This window comes from Rhizobium rhizogenes NBRC 13257, from assembly GCF_000696095.1.
Lineage (GTDB): Bacteria > Pseudomonadota > Alphaproteobacteria > Rhizobiales > Rhizobiaceae > Rhizobium > Rhizobium rhizogenes.
In genome coordinates, this window is sequence record NZ_BAYX01000006.1 from 274,846 (window position 1) to 290,134 (window position 15,289).

Sequence of the window (15,289 nt, forward strand, 5' to 3'; positions counted from 1 at the left end):
AACGGCTCCGGTCTCAGCCGCGCAACAGCGGGAGCAGTTGATCGCCCTGCCGCTTGATTTCGGACAGATAAGGCGTGTCGGAAAGCACGAAATGCGTGATGCCCAGATCCTCGTATTTGCGCAGCGAGCGAGCGACGTCCTCGGCCGAACCTACCAGCCATGTGGTGCCGGCACCGCCGCCGCCGAACTTGCCCGGCGCGGTATAAAGGTTGTCGTCGAGGACGTCACCGCGCTCGTGCAGAACGAGCAAACGTCGTTGGCCAACCGCGATGGACTGCCGATGGTCGTTCCAGCCGGCGCCCTTGCTCTTGGCCATCTCGGCGACTTTCGCCTCGGCATCGGCCCAAGCCTGCTCCGTGGTATCGCGGACCAGCGTGGTGATCCGCAACCCGAACTCCAGCGGAGGTAGGTCGCGATCCAGCGTCGTGCTCAGCGCCTTGAGCCGCTCGATCCGCTCGCGAACGCCGTCGAGAGGTTCACCCCAGAAGAGCTGGACATCGGCCTCGGTGGCTGAGACCTGTTCGGCCGCCTCCGAGGCGCCGCCGAAGTAGAGCTTGGGATGCCGGCGGCTTCCGCGAGCCTCGATGCGCGGCGCCACGGTGGACTCGGTGACCCGGAAATGCTCGCCCGTGGCGGTGACGTTTTCTTCGGTCCATAGCCTGCGAACCAGCCGCATAAACTCCCTGGTGCGGGCATAGCGGTGCGCCTGATCGCCCTCGCTGTCGCCATATGCGGCCAGGTTATCCAGACCCGACACGACGTTGACGCGCACCCGGCCACCGCTCAGCTGATCCAGCGTGGCCGCGGCGGACGCAAAATTCGCCGGCCGCCAATAGCCCGGGCGGATCGCGATGAGCGGTTCGAAGGTGGTGGTGCGCGCGGCGAGCGCAGCCGCCACGGTGAAGGTGTCGGGCCGGCCCCAGCCGGTGCCGATAAGCGCGCCTTTCCAGCCGTGTTCCTCCAGCGCCTTTGCATGGGCGGTCAACGTCTCCAGGCTATTGTGATTTTCAACAGCGGAATCGCCGCGGTGGCCGGCTTTCACGTCGTTCGGGATATACCAGAGAAATTCGGAATTGCTGCTCATGGGGTGGGCCTGCATTTCTAAAAGTTGGGTTTGCACGGGAAGGCGAGCCTATCATGCGAACAAGAGCTTCGACCCGAGAATGCACGGGTCAGGGCCGGTCGGGTTGTCACGCATCATGAGTGGCGCCCGCTTCGCCGCCGCTATCCTCAGGCGGCGTTTGTCGTTCGATGTTCAGGTTGCTGGTGATCCAGTCGCCCGCGCACCTCGTTTCCGCGCTTCAGCAGATTGAGGATGGGGCAGAGCTTCTCCACGGTCGCATACAGTTTGGCGACGTCCTCGGAACTTGCGGGAGATACCAGCGTAACCAGGTAGCTGATATCCTGCGGATAGACGGGAATGTTTTCGTGTCCTTCTGCACCCGCGCGTGGATCGATGGTGGCGGAGATTTCCGCATGCAAGGATTCCAACGGCACACCCTGATCGGAGGCATGGATCAGATAGGTATGGGTCAGGCAGCTCGAAAGCGCGCCAAGAAGCAGTTCCGGGGATGATGGACCGAGATTGTAGCCGGCGAAATCGGGCGGGCTGTCGGAAATGACCTGAAAATCCCGGATCCGGATGCGCCGCACGCCGCTGCGGCCCTCGGCGCTCGCACTGGCTTTCAATGTGACCGCGCTGAGTTCACCCGATTTGACCCGCGCCCGCCGATCGAGCAACGCTTCGCGCTTCTGTCCGAGATATTCATTCAAGGTTGTCATCGCTGCTTTACCCCAAACTCGTCGGTTCGATCCGTCGCCGACAAAGGCTGAATGCACGACGGATGTGTGCCCAACTTATAGCCATGGGAGAGTATGGTAGTCTATAAAAGTTATAGACTTTCCGGTGGCTTCAGGCGAAGAAATTTGCTGATATGAGACGATCTGTAAAAAAATCAGGTCCGACGACACGGGAGGGGCTGCTAGCCCAGCACATACGGACCTTCCATTGTCTTTATCATCTACAAAGGACCGACCGTGACGCTCTCCATCCTGACACCTGAACTGGCCGAACAATTCGCCGGCATCGCGCTTGGTCATGTCCGGCGCGAATATCCCAACAATCTCGATCATGCGCTCGCGGGACCGCAGGACGCCCGCACGCCGCGCGATCTGCATCCGATCTTTTACGGCAGCTATGATTGGCATTCCTGCGTGCACAGCTATTGGCTGCTGGCGCGCCTGCTGCGTCGGTTTCCTGAACTTTCATTTGCCGCTCGCGTTCGCGGCCTGTTCGATGAACAATTCACTGCCGAGAAGGTTGCTGCGGAATGCGCCTATTTCGCAGCACCGACGGCGCGTGGCTTCAAGCGGCCCTATGGTTGGGCATGGTTGCTGAAGCTCGCGACGGAGTTGGCGTTGCTGGATGACCTGCGCTGGTCGCGGGCACTTGCGCCGCTGGCGCAGGTCATCGCCCAGCGTTTCCGTGATTTCCTGCCGCTTTCGACCTATCCGATAAGGGTCGGCACCCATTTCAACACCGCTTTCGGGTTGAGGATGGCGGCGGATTATGCCGCTGTCACACAGGATGCTGCGTTGACAGGGCTCCTCCTTGATACGGCCAGGCGCTGGTATGGGGCGGACGCCGATTGCCCGGCCTGGGGCGAGCCGAGCGGCGACGAATTCCAATCTTCCGCGCTGGTCGAGGCGGAGTGCATGCGCCGCCTGTTGCCCGGGGAAGACTTCCTGCCGTGGTTCGACCGTTTCCTGCCACGGATTGCGGCGCATGAGCCGTCGACCCTGTTCCGGCCAGCAACGGTCACGGATCGCACTGATGGTAAGATCGCCCATCTCGACGGGCTGAACCTCAGCCGGGCCTGGTGCTGGCGTTCTCTGGCCGCCGCTTTGCCCTCGGGCGATCCCCGCCGAGCCATTATGCTGGAGGCGGCCGACCATCACTTGGCTACGGGTCTCCCGCACATCGCTTCCGACTATATGGGTGAGCACTGGCTTGCCACTTTTGCCGTGCTCGCGCTCGAGAATGAGGTCTAGAGATGTTCGATGGCGTCGCTACACAGGCGCGACAGAAAAGAAAGAAGGGCTCTCGGCATGAACCGGAGCCCTTTAAGTTTGAAGGTCAAACCTCCAGAGGGAACAGCCAACGCAGCGAGACCGGGAGGAGGGAAACGCCGATCGCGTTGACTGTTCTGATAATGCCTCCGCCGTGCTTCAAAGGCGACATATGGACTGACCTATTTTGCGCCTTGATTTGACATATATATCTAATATTTAGCGGAAACTTGAAAAATGCCGGCGTCGCGCCTGGAGCCTTTCGGCTGGAGGGTTCAGGTCGGCCGCCGCCGGCCGGTGGTGTGGCTACGCGATGGATATTCGCTTCGAGATAGCCGTTTGGCAGCGCTCCAATGAGGAGATATTGTCCCAACGAAGGGAGTGATTGGCAAAGCGTATGGCTGATTTCGATGACGTGCCCGAAACGCCTGATGATGACATGTTGCTCGTTCACGAAAAGAGTGGGCCTTACGTAAGCGTCACTATCTTGCCGCATTGACTTGGTTTTACCCATGTCGCTGGCTGGTTTGATCTTGCTGCGCGCCTTGTCGTGCACCCCCGGTGAGGTTCATCCAGTCAGCATCGCCTGTTTGCCGCCTCCTTTAATCCGGCTGCAAACGCACGAGCCGCATGATTGCCCGTCTCTCCGGCTCCATTGGGAACATCCCTTCACCATTTATGAGTTTGGCGGCTCTCGGCGCTCGCGATCCTTGGCATATGATGGGACTGCCAAATTTTACCAATCGCTTACATGCCGGGCCGAGAGGCAAAATAATCCCCTTTTATATACATTAAAACCATAGATTTCCTGTATTGCGCGGACCGCCCCGCCTAATTTCCCCATCTGCCCGTCCAGGTACTCAGCAGGGGAATTTCATGAGCCGCCAAATTCGTTTTAACGCCTTCGACATGAACTGCGTGGGTCACCAGTCGCCGGGCCTATGGGCGCATCCTCGCGACAAGTCCTGGAAATACAAGGATCTGGACTACTGGCAGGATCTCGCCCGCACGCTGGAGCGCGGCATCTTCGATGGCGTCTTCATCGCGGACGTTATCGGCTATTATGATGTCTACAAGGGATCGAATTATCACGCCATTGAGCAGGCGGCACAGATTCCGGTCAACGATCCCCTGCAGCTTGCAGCTCCCATCGCGCTTGCGACGGAACATCTCGGCATCGGCATCACGGCTTCGACGTCCTTCGAGCATCCCTACACCTTTGCGCGGCGTCTTTCGACGGCGGACCACCATACGAAGGGTCGCGTCGGCTGGAACATCGTCACCTCCTATCTGGAGAGCGGCGCGAAGAATATCGGGCAGGGCGGGCTCCGCCGGCACGACAACCGCTACGAAGTCGCGGCCGAATATGTCGAGGTGCTCTACAAGCTCTTCGAGGGGAGTTGGGAAGAGGACGCCGTGCAGCGCGACCGCGACCGCCGTATCTTCACCGATCCGTCCAAGGTTCACGAGATCGGCCACAAGGGCAAATATTTCGAGGTCCCAGGCTATCATCTATCGGAACCCTCGCCGCAGCGCACGCCGGTGCTCTATCAGGCCGGTGCTTCAGGGCCAGGCAAGACATTTGCGGCGGGGCATGCCGAGTGCATCTTCGTCGCCGCGCCGACGAAATCCGTCCTCAAGCACTATGTCGCCGATATTCGCGCGCGCATCGCCGCGGCCGGCCGCGATCCGAAGAAGGTGTTCATCTATACGCTCGTCACCATCATCACCGACGAGACGGAAGAGAAGGCGCAGAAGAAGTTCGAGGACTACAAGCGCTACGTCTCTTATGACGGCTCGCTGACCTTCATGTCCGGCTGGAGCGGTATCGACTTCGGGCAATATGCGCCGACCGACGTGGTGGAGCGGATCGAAACCAATGCGATCCATTCCTTCGTCGAGCATATTGCCGGCGGCGACAAGTCCTGGACCATCGATGAGCTCGCGCAGTTTGGCGGTATCGGGGGCATGGGACCTGTCTTCGTCGGCTCATCCCAACGTATCGCCGATATCCTGCAGGAATGGGTCGAAGAGACGGATGTCGATGGCTTCAACATCGCCTATGCGGTGACGCCCGACAGCTTCGAGGATGTTGTCGGCCATATCGTGCCGGAGTTGCAGAAGCGTGGCGTCTATCCGACCGCCTACAAGCCCGGAACCTTGCGTGAAAAACTCTTTGGCGACGGACCTTACCTGCCCGTCAACCACCCGGCGAACGGCTTCCGCGACATAGAAGCGGTGAAGCAGCGCGAGGCGGAAGCGGGCGACGCGCCCCTGCCGTTAAAATCGGTCGGTGCGTGATGACCGGCCTGCTCGAACTCCATGACGTGTCCCTGTCCTTCAAGGGTGTACGCGCGCTCAACGCGCTGAGCTTCAGTGTTGCAAAAGGAGAAATCTGCGCGCTGATCGGTCCCAACGGCGCGGGTAAAAGCTCCTTGCTCAACGTCATCAACGGCGTGTATCGGGCCGATTCCGGCGATGTTGTCTTCGATGGCGAGCGGTTCGAGGCCATTCATCCCTTCAAGGCTGCTCATCTCGGCATCGGCCGCACCTTTCAGCACAATGCACTGTTTCGCCGCCTGACGGTGAGGGAAAACGTGCTTGCGGGCATTTCTCGTCACGGCAAGGCGAGCTTCCTCGAAAACATCTTCCGCTTCGGCCGCGACGCCGGGGAGCGGCGCGATTTCGAGGCTCGGTCCAGCAGGATTATCTCCTTCCTTGGCCTCGAACCCTATGCCGACACGGTCGTTTCGACCTTGCCATACGGCGTTCAGAAGCGGGTCGATCTCGGACGGGCGCTCGCAGCTTCGCCGAAGCTCTTGCTCCTCGACGAACCCATGGCCGGCATGAACCAGGATGAGAAGCGGGACATGAGCCGGGTAATCGCCGAGGTCAATCGCGCTTTCGGCACCACCATCGTCCTGATCGAGCATGATGTCGGCATCGTGCTTGGTTTGGCCAGCCATGTCGTCGTGCTGGATTATGGCCGCAAGGTCGCGGATGGCGGACCGGACGAAATCCGCACCAATCCCGACGTCATCTCCGCCTATCTCGGCACGGTTCATTAGGGGGCGACGATGGGATATTTTCTCGAAACCCTGATCACTGGCCTCTTCGCCGGCCTGATGTATGGCCTGGTCGCCATCGGCTTCGTGCTGATCTACAAGGCCTCCGGCGTCTTCAACTTCGCGCAGGGCGCGATGGTGTTCCTCTCGGCACTGACATTCGTCACGCTGGTCGAACGGGGCATTTCCTTCTGGGTCGCCTTTGCCATCACCTGTGGCGTGATGATCGCGACGGCCGTCGCGATCGAGGCGCTCGTTCTTAGACCCTTGCGCAACCGTGATCCGCTGACCCTGTTCATGGCGACGCTGGGTTTAAGCTTCGTCATCGAGGGCGCGACGCAGTTTTTCCTCGGCACGGACGTGCATATGCTCGATATCGGGATCGATGACATCGCCAGCGATTTCGGCGGCATATTGATCAGCCAGTTCGATATCGTCGCCTCGCTGATTGTGGTCGGGCTCGTTATTGTCCTTGCTATCGTCTTCAGCAAGACGCGCATGGGGATTTCCCTGCGCGCCGTTGCAGACGATACGCTCGCCGCCCAGTCCATCGGTATCCGCCTGCCGCAGATCTGGCGCATCGTCTGGAGTGTCGCAGGCATCGTGGCACTGGTTGCCGGGCTTTTGTGGGGCGCGCGGCAAGGCGTGCAATATTCGCTGTCGCTGATCACGCTGAAGGCTCTGCCGGTGCTGATCATCGGCGGCTTCTCCTCCATTCCCGGCGCCATTGTCGGCGGTCTGATTGTCGGCGCGGCTGAATCCTTAGCCGACATCTATATCGGCCCGTTGGTTGGCGGCAGCGTTTCCACCTGGTTCGCCTACATCCTGGCAGTTGCCTTTCTCCTTGTCCGCCCCGCCGGTCTCTTCGGCGACCGCGCCATCGAAAGGGTCTGATCCATGAGCGTCTCCAACAACGTGCTCACAGAGGCCGCCGCCACATCGTCGAAGAGCAATCTGCGCATTCTGGCTGTTATCGCCGGATTACTGCTGCTCTTCGTCGCGGTGCCGCTTGGCGCCAGCGACTATTGGCTAAGCTCGATCATCATCCCGACGCTGGTGATGGGCCTCGCCGGGATCAGCCTCAACCTTCTGATGGGCTATGCCGGACTGGTTTCGTTGGGATCGGCGGCCTTCATGTCGATCGGAGCATTCACTGCCTATAATCTGATCCTGCGTGCGCCTTTCCTGCCGCTACCGGTGGTGCTTCTGGTCTCGGGCCTCGTCGCCGCTGCTGCCGGTGTCGTCTTCGGGCTTCCGGCGCTTCGGATCAAAGGCTTCTATCTCGGGGCCTCGACGCTTGGCGCCCAGTTCTTCTTCGAATGGGTCTTCAGCAATTTCACTTGGTTCTCCAATGATAGCCAGTCGCTGACGATCTCGGCGCCGCGTCTCGCCTTTCTTGGGCGTGATCTCCAGTCTCCCGCCGGCCGATACCTGCTGGCAATCTCGGTTGCCACGGCGCTGATCGGCCTTGCCTTCCTGATCGTGAAGAGCCGTCTCGGGCGCGAGTGGATGGCGATCCGTGATATGGACACCGCCGCCTCGGTGATCGGCATCCGCATCGCGCGCCGCAAGCTGCAGGCCTATGCGATCAGTTCGTTCTTTCTGGGCGTAACCGGCGTTCTCTGGGGCTTCGCCTATCTCGGCACCTCCGATGCCCACACCTTCAATCTCGACAAGTCGTTCCAGGTGCTCTTCATCGTGCTGATCGGCGGCACCGCAACGATCTTCGGCAATTTCCTCGGCGCGGCCTTCATCGTGCTGACGCCGATCCTGCTCGACCGCATCGTCCTTGCGGCCAACCTCTCATTCCTGGGCGATCAGGGCGCGCTGACCAATCTCCAGCGCGTCATCTTCGGCGTGATCATCATTCTGATCCTGATCAAGGAGCCGGACGGGCTGGCGGCGCTCATACGCCGGGCAACAGCCGCCATCGGCAAATGGAAGCGCGGGGCGACATAGACGTTCCTTTTCAAACAAGGACGAACCTCCGGTGTCGGGTTCTTCCTCCCAAACAGTCAGGCGCCGCCTTCTTTCATTGTACCAACGGGGTTTCCAATGTCATTTTTCAAGAAAGCATTCATGCTGGTCGGGGCGATCGCCATCGCAGCGTCTACGGCAGTTGCGCCATCCTACGCGGAAGAGGGAACGGGACAGCAGCTCTTTCCGCTGTTTTCCTATCGCACCGGGCCCTATGCCCCATCGGGCATTCCCCAATGGGCGGGATATCGCGATTATTTCAACTACATAAACGAGAAGGGCGGCGTCAACGGCGTCAAGATCTTCGTGCAGGAATGTGAGACGGCCTATACGCTGGAGCGGGCATTCGAATGCTATGAGCGCTACAAGAACGGCTACGCCGGCGCGCCGGTTGCTGCCCTCTTCACCACGTCGAGCGGCTTCGATGCCGCGATTTCCGACAAGGCGCGCATCGATCAGCTGCCGATCGTATCGGTCGCCGGCGGCCGCGGCGATGCCGTTGATGGGAGTGTCTTCCCCTACCAGTTTCCGCTTCTCTTCGATTACTGGACGGAAGCCTCGATTGTCATCGAGCATATCGCCAATCAGGTGGGTGGCTACGACAAGCTGAAGGGCCTAAAGATTGCCACGCTCTACCATGATTCCGGATATGGCCGTGAGACTATCCAGCCGATGGGAATCCTCGCCAAGAAGTATGGCTTCGAGGATATCCAGATCCCCGTACCGCATCCGGGCGAACAGCAGCAGGCACAGTGGCAGCAGATCAAGCGCGCCGGTGTCGACTGGGTATTCTTTCGCGCCTGGGGCGTGATGTCGCCGGTCGGCCTGAAGACGGCCGCTCGCGTCGGCTTCCCGGCAGACCGAATCATCGGTGATATCTGGACCGGTTCCGAGGAGGACGCGCGCCCGGCGGGTGCCGCGGCCAAGAATTACCTCGCCGTCTCCGTCTATCCGTCCGGCACCGATTTCAAGATCAGCCAGGAGCTGAAGAAGAACATCATCGATGCCGGCAAGGGTGATCTCAAGGATCCCACGAAGTTCGGCTCGGTTTACTACAATGCCGGCCTCGTACAGGCGATCATCTTCACCGAGGTCCTGCGCACCGGGCAGGCGAAGTTTGGTAACCGTCCGCTGACCAAAGAGGAAGGCCATTGGGCTGTCGAGCATCTCGACATCACGGCTGAACGGATCGAAGAACTCGGCGCAACCGGCTTGCTGAGCCCGCTGAAGGTGACGCCGCAGGATCATGAGGGCCAGCCGGCCGCCAAGATCGTGCAGTGGGATGGCACCAAATGGAATGCTGTCACCGGCTGGCTGAAGGGCGACAGGCCGCTCTTCAAGGATGCGATCTTCGCCAAGGCCGCCGCTTATGCCAAGGAAAAGAACTTGCCCCCGCGCGAGCCGGTGGCGAACTGACAGGCGGGTGAGCGGATGAGCGTTGTTGGCGCAACACAGGGCGGGCAGCTTGAGGTCCGCACCATCGAGGCTCTTTACGGCCAGGCGATCCTGGCCGTGAGGGACGTCTCGCTCAAGGTCGAGGCGGGGGCGATCGTCGCCCTCCTTGGGGCCAACGGCGCCGGAAAGACGACGACCCTAAAGGCCATATCGAACCTGCTTGGGCCGGAGCGCGGCCATGTCAGCCGAGGGTCGATCACCTGGGACGGAGAGGCGATCAATCGCCTTTCCGCCTCGCGGCTGGTGGCCAAGGGTGTTGTCCAGGTTCTCGAAGGCCGACACTGCTTTCCGCAGCTGACGGTCGAGGAAAATATCCTGTCCGGCGGCTTCCTGCGTCGCCCCAAGCGGCGCGACCTGCAGGCCGATCTGGAACAGATCTACAACTGGTTTCCACGGCTCAAGGAAAAACGCCGGACGAAAGCGGGCCTTACCTCCGGCGGTGAACAACAGATGGTCGCCATAGGCCGTGCGCTGATGACCAAACCGCGCCTCCTGCTTCTCGATGAGCCGTCGATGGGTCTCGCGCCGATCATCGTGCAGGAGATCTTCGAGATCATCCACACGCTCAACAAGCAGGGCGGCGTCAGCTTTCTGATCGCCGAGCAGAACGTCAACCTGGCGCTGCGCTATGCCGATTACGGCTACATTCTCGAAAACGGCCGCGTCGCCATTTCCGGGACGGCGGAGGAACTACGGGCGCGCGACGACGTCCATGATTTCTATCTCGGCGGCAACAGCGCCGAAACACAGGACCAACAGGGATACCCACACTGATGACACAGATCGCACAAGGCTGGGGCGCCGGCCCGAGTGAGAGATACGAGACGATCGCGGCGCGGTTTCGTCCGATTTTTGACGATATCGCCAAGGATGCCAACCGCCGCGAACTGGAGCGCGATCTGCCTTTCGACGCCATCAAAAGGCTCAAGGAGGCCGGTTTCGGTGCCGTTCGTCTGCCGCGTGAGCATGGCGGGCAGGGCGCAACGCTGCCGGAATTCTTCAATCTCCTGATCGAGCTTTCAGCGGCGGATTCCAACATCACCCAGGCGCTGCGCGCCCATTTCGGCTTCACCGAGGATATTCTCAATTCGAAGTCGGCCGAGCGGCAGAAGGTCTGGTTCGAGCGGATCGGCCGTGGCGAGATTGTCGGCAGTGCCTGGACGGAGATTGGCAACGGAGCTGGGCTCGACCGCTTCTCAACCCATGTTTCGGGCGACGACGGTTCCTTGGTTCTGAATGGCGCCAAATATTATACGACCGGTTCGCTCTACGCCGACTGGATCGATGTCGGCGCCTCCGATGCGAAAGGCGAGGGGATCGCGGTTGCCGTGCGCCGTCATGCTGAAGGGGTCGATGTGGTCGACGATTGGGATGGATTTGGCCAGGTCCTGACGGCAAGCGGCACCACCACATTCACCAACGTCAAGGTGACCGAGAACGACATCGTGCTTGATGATAACAGGTTCAAATATGGTGCTGCCTTCTATCAGCTCGTCCATCTGGCGACCCTTGCGGGCATTGGCCGGGCAATCACCAATGATGTTACCAAGGCCGTTGCGGAGCGCACGCGGACTTATACCCATGCGGCAGGCCCCCGTTCCAGCCAGGACCCGCAGGTTCTGCAGGTCGTCGGGCGAATTCGTGGCGGTGCTTATAGTTCAAGTGCAATCGTGCTTCAGGCGGCAGCGTCGATCCAGCGGGCGTTCGACACCCGCTTCATCGACGATCCGGAGCTGGAGGAAAAGGCGAACGTGATTGCCGAACTGGAAACAGCGCAGGCCCAGACCGTCATTTCGGATCTGATCCTACAGGCATCGACCATTCTTTTCGACGCATTGGGCGCCTCGGCGACCAAGAAGCCGAACGGGTTGGATCGCCATTGGCGCAATGCCCGTACGCTCTCTTCTCACAATCCGCGTATCTACAAGGACCGCATCATCGGAGATTTCGCCGTCAATGGAACGCCGCCCCCTTATCAGTGGCGGATTGGTACGCCGGCTTGAAGGTCGCATGCATCCAACGTCTGCCGGTATCCCGTCAGCACGGGACACCGGCATGTTCGACCACGGAAGGTCTATTGCTGCTCAGGGCGCGACGCGCACGATCAGCTTTCCGAAATTCCTTCCTTCCAGCAGACCGAAAAAAGCCTGCGGCGCGTTTTCAAGTCCGTCGACGATATCTTCCTTGTACTTGAGCCGGCCTTCGGCGATCCATGTTCCGGCTTCGCGATAGAAGTCGGGACGCTGGTCGGTGAACTCGCGTTGTATGAAGCCGCGTATCGTGAGGCTTTTGCGCAGGATTGCGCGCATCACGGCAGGGAGCTGATCCTGTCCGCTCGAGGCGGAAGGGCCTTCGTTGTAGTGCGCGATCAGTCCGCAGACCGGGACGCGCGCGAAGTCGTTCAGCAATGGAAACACCGCGCTCCAGACATGGCCGCCGACATTCTCGAAATAGACATCGATTCCATTCGGGCAAGCAGCCGCGAGCTGCGCGGGGAAATCGCTCGAATGATGATCTATCGCGGCATCAAACCCGAGCTCTTCGCGTATGTAGTCGCATTTCTCTGGCCCACCCGCGATCCCGACAGCGCGCGCACGAAAAATCTTCGCCATTTGGCCAACCGCAGAGCCAACCGCGCCGCTCGCTGCCGCGACCACGAGCGTTTCGCCGGCTTTGGGTTTGCCGATATTGCGAAGCCCGGCATAGGCGGTAAAGCCGGTCATTCCGAGAATACCGAGTGCCGTCGTGATCGGTGCTGCCTCCGGGTCGAGCTTGCGCAGGGCGGTGCCGTCGGAAATCGCATAGCTCTGCCAGCCGGAATGCGAGAGGACGATATCCCCGGGGTTGAACGCCGTGTTGCGGCTGCGTGCGATCCGCGCGACCGTGCCGCCTTCCATCACGCCGCCGATGTCGACCGGCTTGGCATAGGACTTGGCATCGTCCATGCGCCCGCGCATGTAGGGGTCAAGGGAAAGATAGAGGATCTGGAGAAGAACCTCGCCCTCGGCAAGATCCCGGACAGGCTCCTGCTCAAGCCTGAAGTTCGCCGCCGTCGGTGTTCCGGATGGGCGCGACGCAAGGACGATGCGGGTGGAGACGGGTTGGCTGGCCATGCGTATGTTTCCTCGTGTCGATTTTTGCTTCTAGGTATCAGGAATTTGTTTCAGATGGGGCGGCCCATGGGTTCCCAACGGCAGTTGATGGCATCTGCATCCCTCATTCCCATTTGACCTTGGCGCAGGGTCGCCAGTCCTTGTCGAGTATGATGCTGCCTTGAGATGGCTATCCGCAAAGCAATCTCCGGCATCTGCCGGTTTGCAGTTTATCTGTCTGAGTAATCCATAATTTATCTGGATTATGTAGGCAATAGCAATCGCTTAGGGATAGAGATGGCTTGCACGATGTTGTGAGTTCACGACCTGTTATCTTCGAAGGATCTTTTCCGGAGACAGGGGTCCTTATGGGGTCCGATGCTTCAGATGCTCTCAGGCGTGATGATCTCGAAGGGAACCACGCGCTGCAGGATCGTCGTGCTGCTTCGATTATCCAAGCCGGCGAGCATCGTGGCGATCAGAGCGTCGGAGGTCTGCTCGAGTGGATGGCACAGAGCGGCGGTGATCAGGCCTTCGGTGAGCCCCTTTCGCGTTTCCGGGCCGATGTCGCGGCAGATGATGCGGACATTCCTGCTTTTCTCCTCAGGAGCTTCGCGAACCGCGCGCAGGACCCCGGATATGCCGCCGCCAATGATGAAAACGCCTCGGAGATCATCGAGCTCGGACAGGAGTTCGCTGACCATGCGATAGGCTTCCTGTGGTTCCTCGTGCGTGGGCCGGCTATCGTCGACCTGGAGATGCGGCGCGTGTTCGCGGATGTAGGATCGGAAGCTCGCGTCGGATATATCCTGGCACTGATAGCGATGGTTTCCGATGAACACTGCGAGGCGTCCCGCATCCGGCGTCATCTGAGCGAGAAGCCAGGCTGCCGTCCGCCCGAGTTTCCAGTTGTCCGTACCCACGAAGCCTGCGCGCGCTGAGGCGGACTGGTCGGTAATATAGGCAACGACGGGCTTGCCCCGGGATTTGAGCGACTGGATTGTCTGGCCGATCAGGGGGTGGTCTCCGGCCACGACGGCCGTCGCGTCGCAGCGCTTCCCGAGCGCTTCGAGCCGGTCGGCGATGTTCTGGGGCTCGAGCACGTCGACGAAGTCGATCACAGCCTCGATCTTTTCGTTATGTCGCCGCGCGGCGGCCTCCACGATCTTCGCGGCGAACAGCTGGTACAGATCGCGGGTCGACTGCTGCAGCAGGAACCCGAAACGATAGCTCGGAATGGCCTCCTGTTTGCGACCCTCGATGACGCCAAGCCCATAGAAGCCAAGCTCCTCCGCAGCATTTTGGACCCTCTGGATCGTCTCCGCCCGCACCGATCCGGATCCTCCCATGATCCGGTTAACGGTGGAGATGCTGACGCCGGACAGTTCGGCCAGCATGGCGATGGTGGGACGCTTTTTCATGAGCTAAAATATCTCATTTCAAGTTGAAACGAAATGATACAAAAATATCATTTCAGCGCAAGATATATTCCACGCCGATACTGTGTCTGCTAGTTCTTTTTCGCGACGCCAAGGATGAAGGAGACATCCACGGTGAGATCGCTGGGAGGAAATCAGATGAAATTTTCACGACGCGCCCTGCATGGGCTGCTCACGAGTGCTGCACTCGCAATCGGCGTTGTCGCCGCGTCTTCAGCCATGGCGGCGAATATTGCCGTCATTGGCGGCAAGACCGACGATGAATTCTGGAGCCGCATCAAGAAGGGGATCGATGATGCCTCTCTCGTGGTGGGGAAGAACGGCGGATCCGTCACCTACCTTCAGCTTCAGACCTACGACAATCTCGGACCGGACGCGGCACAACTCGTGCGGACGGCCATTAGCCAGGGCGTGAACGGTATCGCCGTTCCCGATTGGGTGCCGGAGGCCGAGGATGAAGCAATCAAGGCCGCCGTCGCCGCCGGCATCAAGGTCATTCTCATCAATGCCGGCAGCATCGACAAGGCACGCGAACTTGGTGCCATCAATTATGTCGGCTCGGATGAATATACGGCCGGTAAGGCAGGGGGCGAATATTTCGCTTCCAAGGGCAGCAAGAACGTTCTGTGCGTCAATACCGTGCCTGGCGCCGCCAATCAGGAAGCCCGTTGCAAGGGTGTTATCGACGGCATCGTCGCCAAGGGCGGCAAGGGTAAGCAGCTGCCGCTTCCGGCGACGAGCTTCGGCGACCAGACCGCGATTGCCGAGGCGATCAAGGCCACGCTGCTTCAGGACGATACGATCGACGGCGTCATCAACATCAGCGCGACGGATGCGGATGCGGGCGCGAGCGGTATCAAGCAGGCAGGCAAGGCCGGTAAGGTGGCACACGGTACCTTCGACCTGAACGGCTCGGGCCTCGCCAGGATCAAGGACGGCTCGCAGACCTTCGCCATCGACCAGCAGCCCTACCTGCAGTCGCTGCTCGGCGTCACGCTGCTTGCGTCCCATATCGATTACGGCACGAACCTTCCGACCGCCCCGGTCCTGACCGGACCCGGGATCGTCGATGCTTCGAACATCGAAGCGACCCTGGCTGGCGTCGGCAAGGGCGTGCGCTGATCCTCAATCGATGACGTCCGGCCTGTGGGCTCTTCGCCGGCCGGACGCTTTCAGTCCAGCGATCGGATCC

The 15,289-nt window shown here is 60.3% G+C and carries 13 protein-coding genes; 9 read left to right on the top strand and 4 right to left on the bottom strand.

What is annotated here, in order from left to right; translation table 11 throughout:
* Window positions 1–13 precede the first annotated feature (13 nt).
* Together RRH01S_RS15430 and RRH01S_RS15435 are read right to left on the bottom strand one after the other, a co-directional pair.
* On the bottom strand, window positions 14–1,084 hold the full coding sequence (locus RRH01S_RS15430) for an LLM class flavin-dependent oxidoreductase (RefSeq protein ID WP_042472670.1): 1,071 nt from the start codon (window positions 1,082–1,084) through the stop codon (window positions 14–16).
* 146 nt (window positions 1,085–1,230) lie between these two features.
* Window positions 1,231–1,782, bottom strand: a complete 552-nt coding sequence (locus tag RRH01S_RS15435) for an OsmC family protein (RefSeq protein WP_042472673.1) — start codon at window positions 1,780–1,782, stop codon at window positions 1,231–1,233.
* A 255-nt stretch (window positions 1,783–2,037) separates the two neighbouring features.
* On the opposite strand from RRH01S_RS15435, the gene RRH01S_RS15440 reads away from it, so the two are divergent.
* The 8 genes from RRH01S_RS15440 to RRH01S_RS15480 all read left to right on the top strand — a co-directional run bounded on the left by RRH01S_RS15440 (window position 2,038) and on the right by RRH01S_RS15480 (window position 11,569).
* Window positions 2,038–3,051 carry a DUF2891 domain-containing protein gene (locus RRH01S_RS15440; RefSeq protein WP_042472677.1) on the top strand — a complete coding sequence of 338 codons (1,014 nt, stop codon included), beginning with the start codon at window positions 2,038–2,040 and terminating at the stop codon, window positions 3,049–3,051.
* 894 nt (window positions 3,052–3,945) lie between these two features.
* Window positions 3,946–5,370: an LLM class flavin-dependent oxidoreductase gene (locus tag RRH01S_RS15450; protein WP_042472682.1), complete on the top strand. Its 1,425-nt coding sequence runs from the start codon at window positions 3,946–3,948 to the stop codon at window positions 5,368–5,370.
* Window positions 5,370–6,137, top strand: a complete 768-nt coding sequence (locus tag RRH01S_RS15455; RefSeq protein WP_042472687.1) for an ABC transporter ATP-binding protein — start codon at window positions 5,370–5,372, stop codon at window positions 6,135–6,137. Before RRH01S_RS15450 ends, RRH01S_RS15455 begins: the two co-directional genes overlap by 1 nt.
* A 9-nt stretch (window positions 6,138–6,146) precedes the next feature.
* Complete coding sequence (locus tag RRH01S_RS15460; protein WP_012649802.1) at window positions 6,147–7,028, top strand: branched-chain amino acid ABC transporter permease; 882 nt, start codon at window positions 6,147–6,149, stop codon at window positions 7,026–7,028.
* Between the two features lie 3 nt (window positions 7,029–7,031).
* A complete protein-coding gene (locus RRH01S_RS15465; RefSeq protein WP_007700366.1) occupies window positions 7,032–8,093 on the top strand; it encodes a branched-chain amino acid ABC transporter permease in 1,062 nt (353 codons plus the stop codon).
* 96 nt (window positions 8,094–8,189) lie between these two features.
* Window positions 8,190–9,527 (top strand): ABC transporter substrate-binding protein, encoded by a 1,338-nt coding sequence (locus tag RRH01S_RS15470; protein WP_042472692.1) that lies wholly within the window; start codon window positions 8,190–8,192, stop codon window positions 9,525–9,527.
* 15 nt (window positions 9,528–9,542) lie between these two features.
* The gene (locus RRH01S_RS15475; protein ID WP_007700369.1) at window positions 9,543–10,340 is read left to right on the top strand and encodes an ABC transporter ATP-binding protein; all 798 of its coding nucleotides are present in this window, start codon (window positions 9,543–9,545) and stop codon (window positions 10,338–10,340) included.
* Window positions 10,340–11,569 carry an acyl-CoA dehydrogenase family protein gene (locus RRH01S_RS15480; protein ID WP_042472697.1) on the top strand — a complete coding sequence of 410 codons (1,230 nt, stop codon included), beginning with the start codon at window positions 10,340–10,342 and terminating at the stop codon, window positions 11,567–11,569. Before RRH01S_RS15475 ends, RRH01S_RS15480 begins: the two co-directional genes overlap by 1 nt.
* A gap of 81 nt (window positions 11,570–11,650) precedes the next feature.
* Here RRH01S_RS15480 and curA read toward each other — a convergent pair whose 3' ends face one another.
* Both curA and RRH01S_RS15490 read right to left on the bottom strand, forming a co-directional pair.
* The gene (curA, locus tag RRH01S_RS15485; protein WP_042472699.1) at window positions 11,651–12,679 is read right to left on the bottom strand and encodes an NADPH-dependent curcumin/dihydrocurcumin reductase; all 1,029 of its coding nucleotides are present in this window, start codon (window positions 12,677–12,679) and stop codon (window positions 11,651–11,653) included.
* A 362-nt stretch (window positions 12,680–13,041) separates the two neighbouring features.
* Window positions 13,042–14,079: a LacI family DNA-binding transcriptional regulator gene (locus RRH01S_RS15490; RefSeq protein ID WP_007700372.1), complete on the bottom strand. Its 1,038-nt coding sequence runs from the start codon at window positions 14,077–14,079 to the stop codon at window positions 13,042–13,044.
* Between the two features lie 156 nt (window positions 14,080–14,235).
* On the opposite strand from RRH01S_RS15490, the gene RRH01S_RS15495 reads away from it, so the two are divergent.
* Window positions 14,236–15,219 carry a substrate-binding domain-containing protein gene (locus tag RRH01S_RS15495; protein ID WP_012649810.1) on the top strand — a complete coding sequence of 328 codons (984 nt, stop codon included), beginning with the start codon at window positions 14,236–14,238 and terminating at the stop codon, window positions 15,217–15,219.
* The last annotated feature ends 70 nt before the right edge of the window (window positions 15,220–15,289 follow it).

Excerpts from the sequence above, each read along its gene's own strand:
- RRH01S_RS15430 (WP_042472670.1), bottom strand. The coding sequence starts at position 1,084 with ATGAGCAGCAATTCCGAATTTCTCTGGTATATCCCGAACGACGTGAAA.
- RRH01S_RS15435 (WP_042472673.1), bottom strand. The coding sequence starts at position 1,782 with ATGACAACCTTGAATGAATATCTCGGACAGAAGCGCGAAGCGTTGCTC.
- RRH01S_RS15450 (WP_042472682.1), top strand. The coding sequence starts at position 3,946 with ATGAGCCGCCAAATTCGTTTTAACGCCTTCGACATGAACTGCGTGGGT.
- RRH01S_RS15455 (WP_042472687.1), top strand. The coding sequence starts at position 5,370 with ATGACCGGCCTGCTCGAACTCCATGACGTGTCCCTGTCCTTCAAGGGT.
- RRH01S_RS15460 (WP_012649802.1), top strand. The coding sequence starts at position 6,147 with ATGGGATATTTTCTCGAAACCCTGATCACTGGCCTCTTCGCCGGCCTG.
- RRH01S_RS15465 (WP_007700366.1), top strand. The coding sequence starts at position 7,032 with ATGAGCGTCTCCAACAACGTGCTCACAGAGGCCGCCGCCACATCGTCG.
- RRH01S_RS15470 (WP_042472692.1), top strand. The coding sequence starts at position 8,190 with ATGTCATTTTTCAAGAAAGCATTCATGCTGGTCGGGGCGATCGCCATC.
- RRH01S_RS15475 (WP_007700369.1), top strand. The coding sequence starts at position 9,543 with ATGAGCGTTGTTGGCGCAACACAGGGCGGGCAGCTTGAGGTCCGCACC.
- RRH01S_RS15480 (WP_042472697.1), top strand. The coding sequence starts at position 10,340 with ATGACACAGATCGCACAAGGCTGGGGCGCCGGCCCGAGTGAGAGATAC.
- curA (WP_042472699.1), bottom strand. The coding sequence starts at position 12,679 with ATGGCCAGCCAACCCGTCTCCACCCGCATCGTCCTTGCGTCGCGCCCA.
- RRH01S_RS15490 (WP_007700372.1), bottom strand. The coding sequence starts at position 14,079 with ATGAAAAAGCGTCCCACCATCGCCATGCTGGCCGAACTGTCCGGCGTC.
- RRH01S_RS15495 (WP_012649810.1), top strand. The coding sequence starts at position 14,236 with ATGAAATTTTCACGACGCGCCCTGCATGGGCTGCTCACGAGTGCTGCA.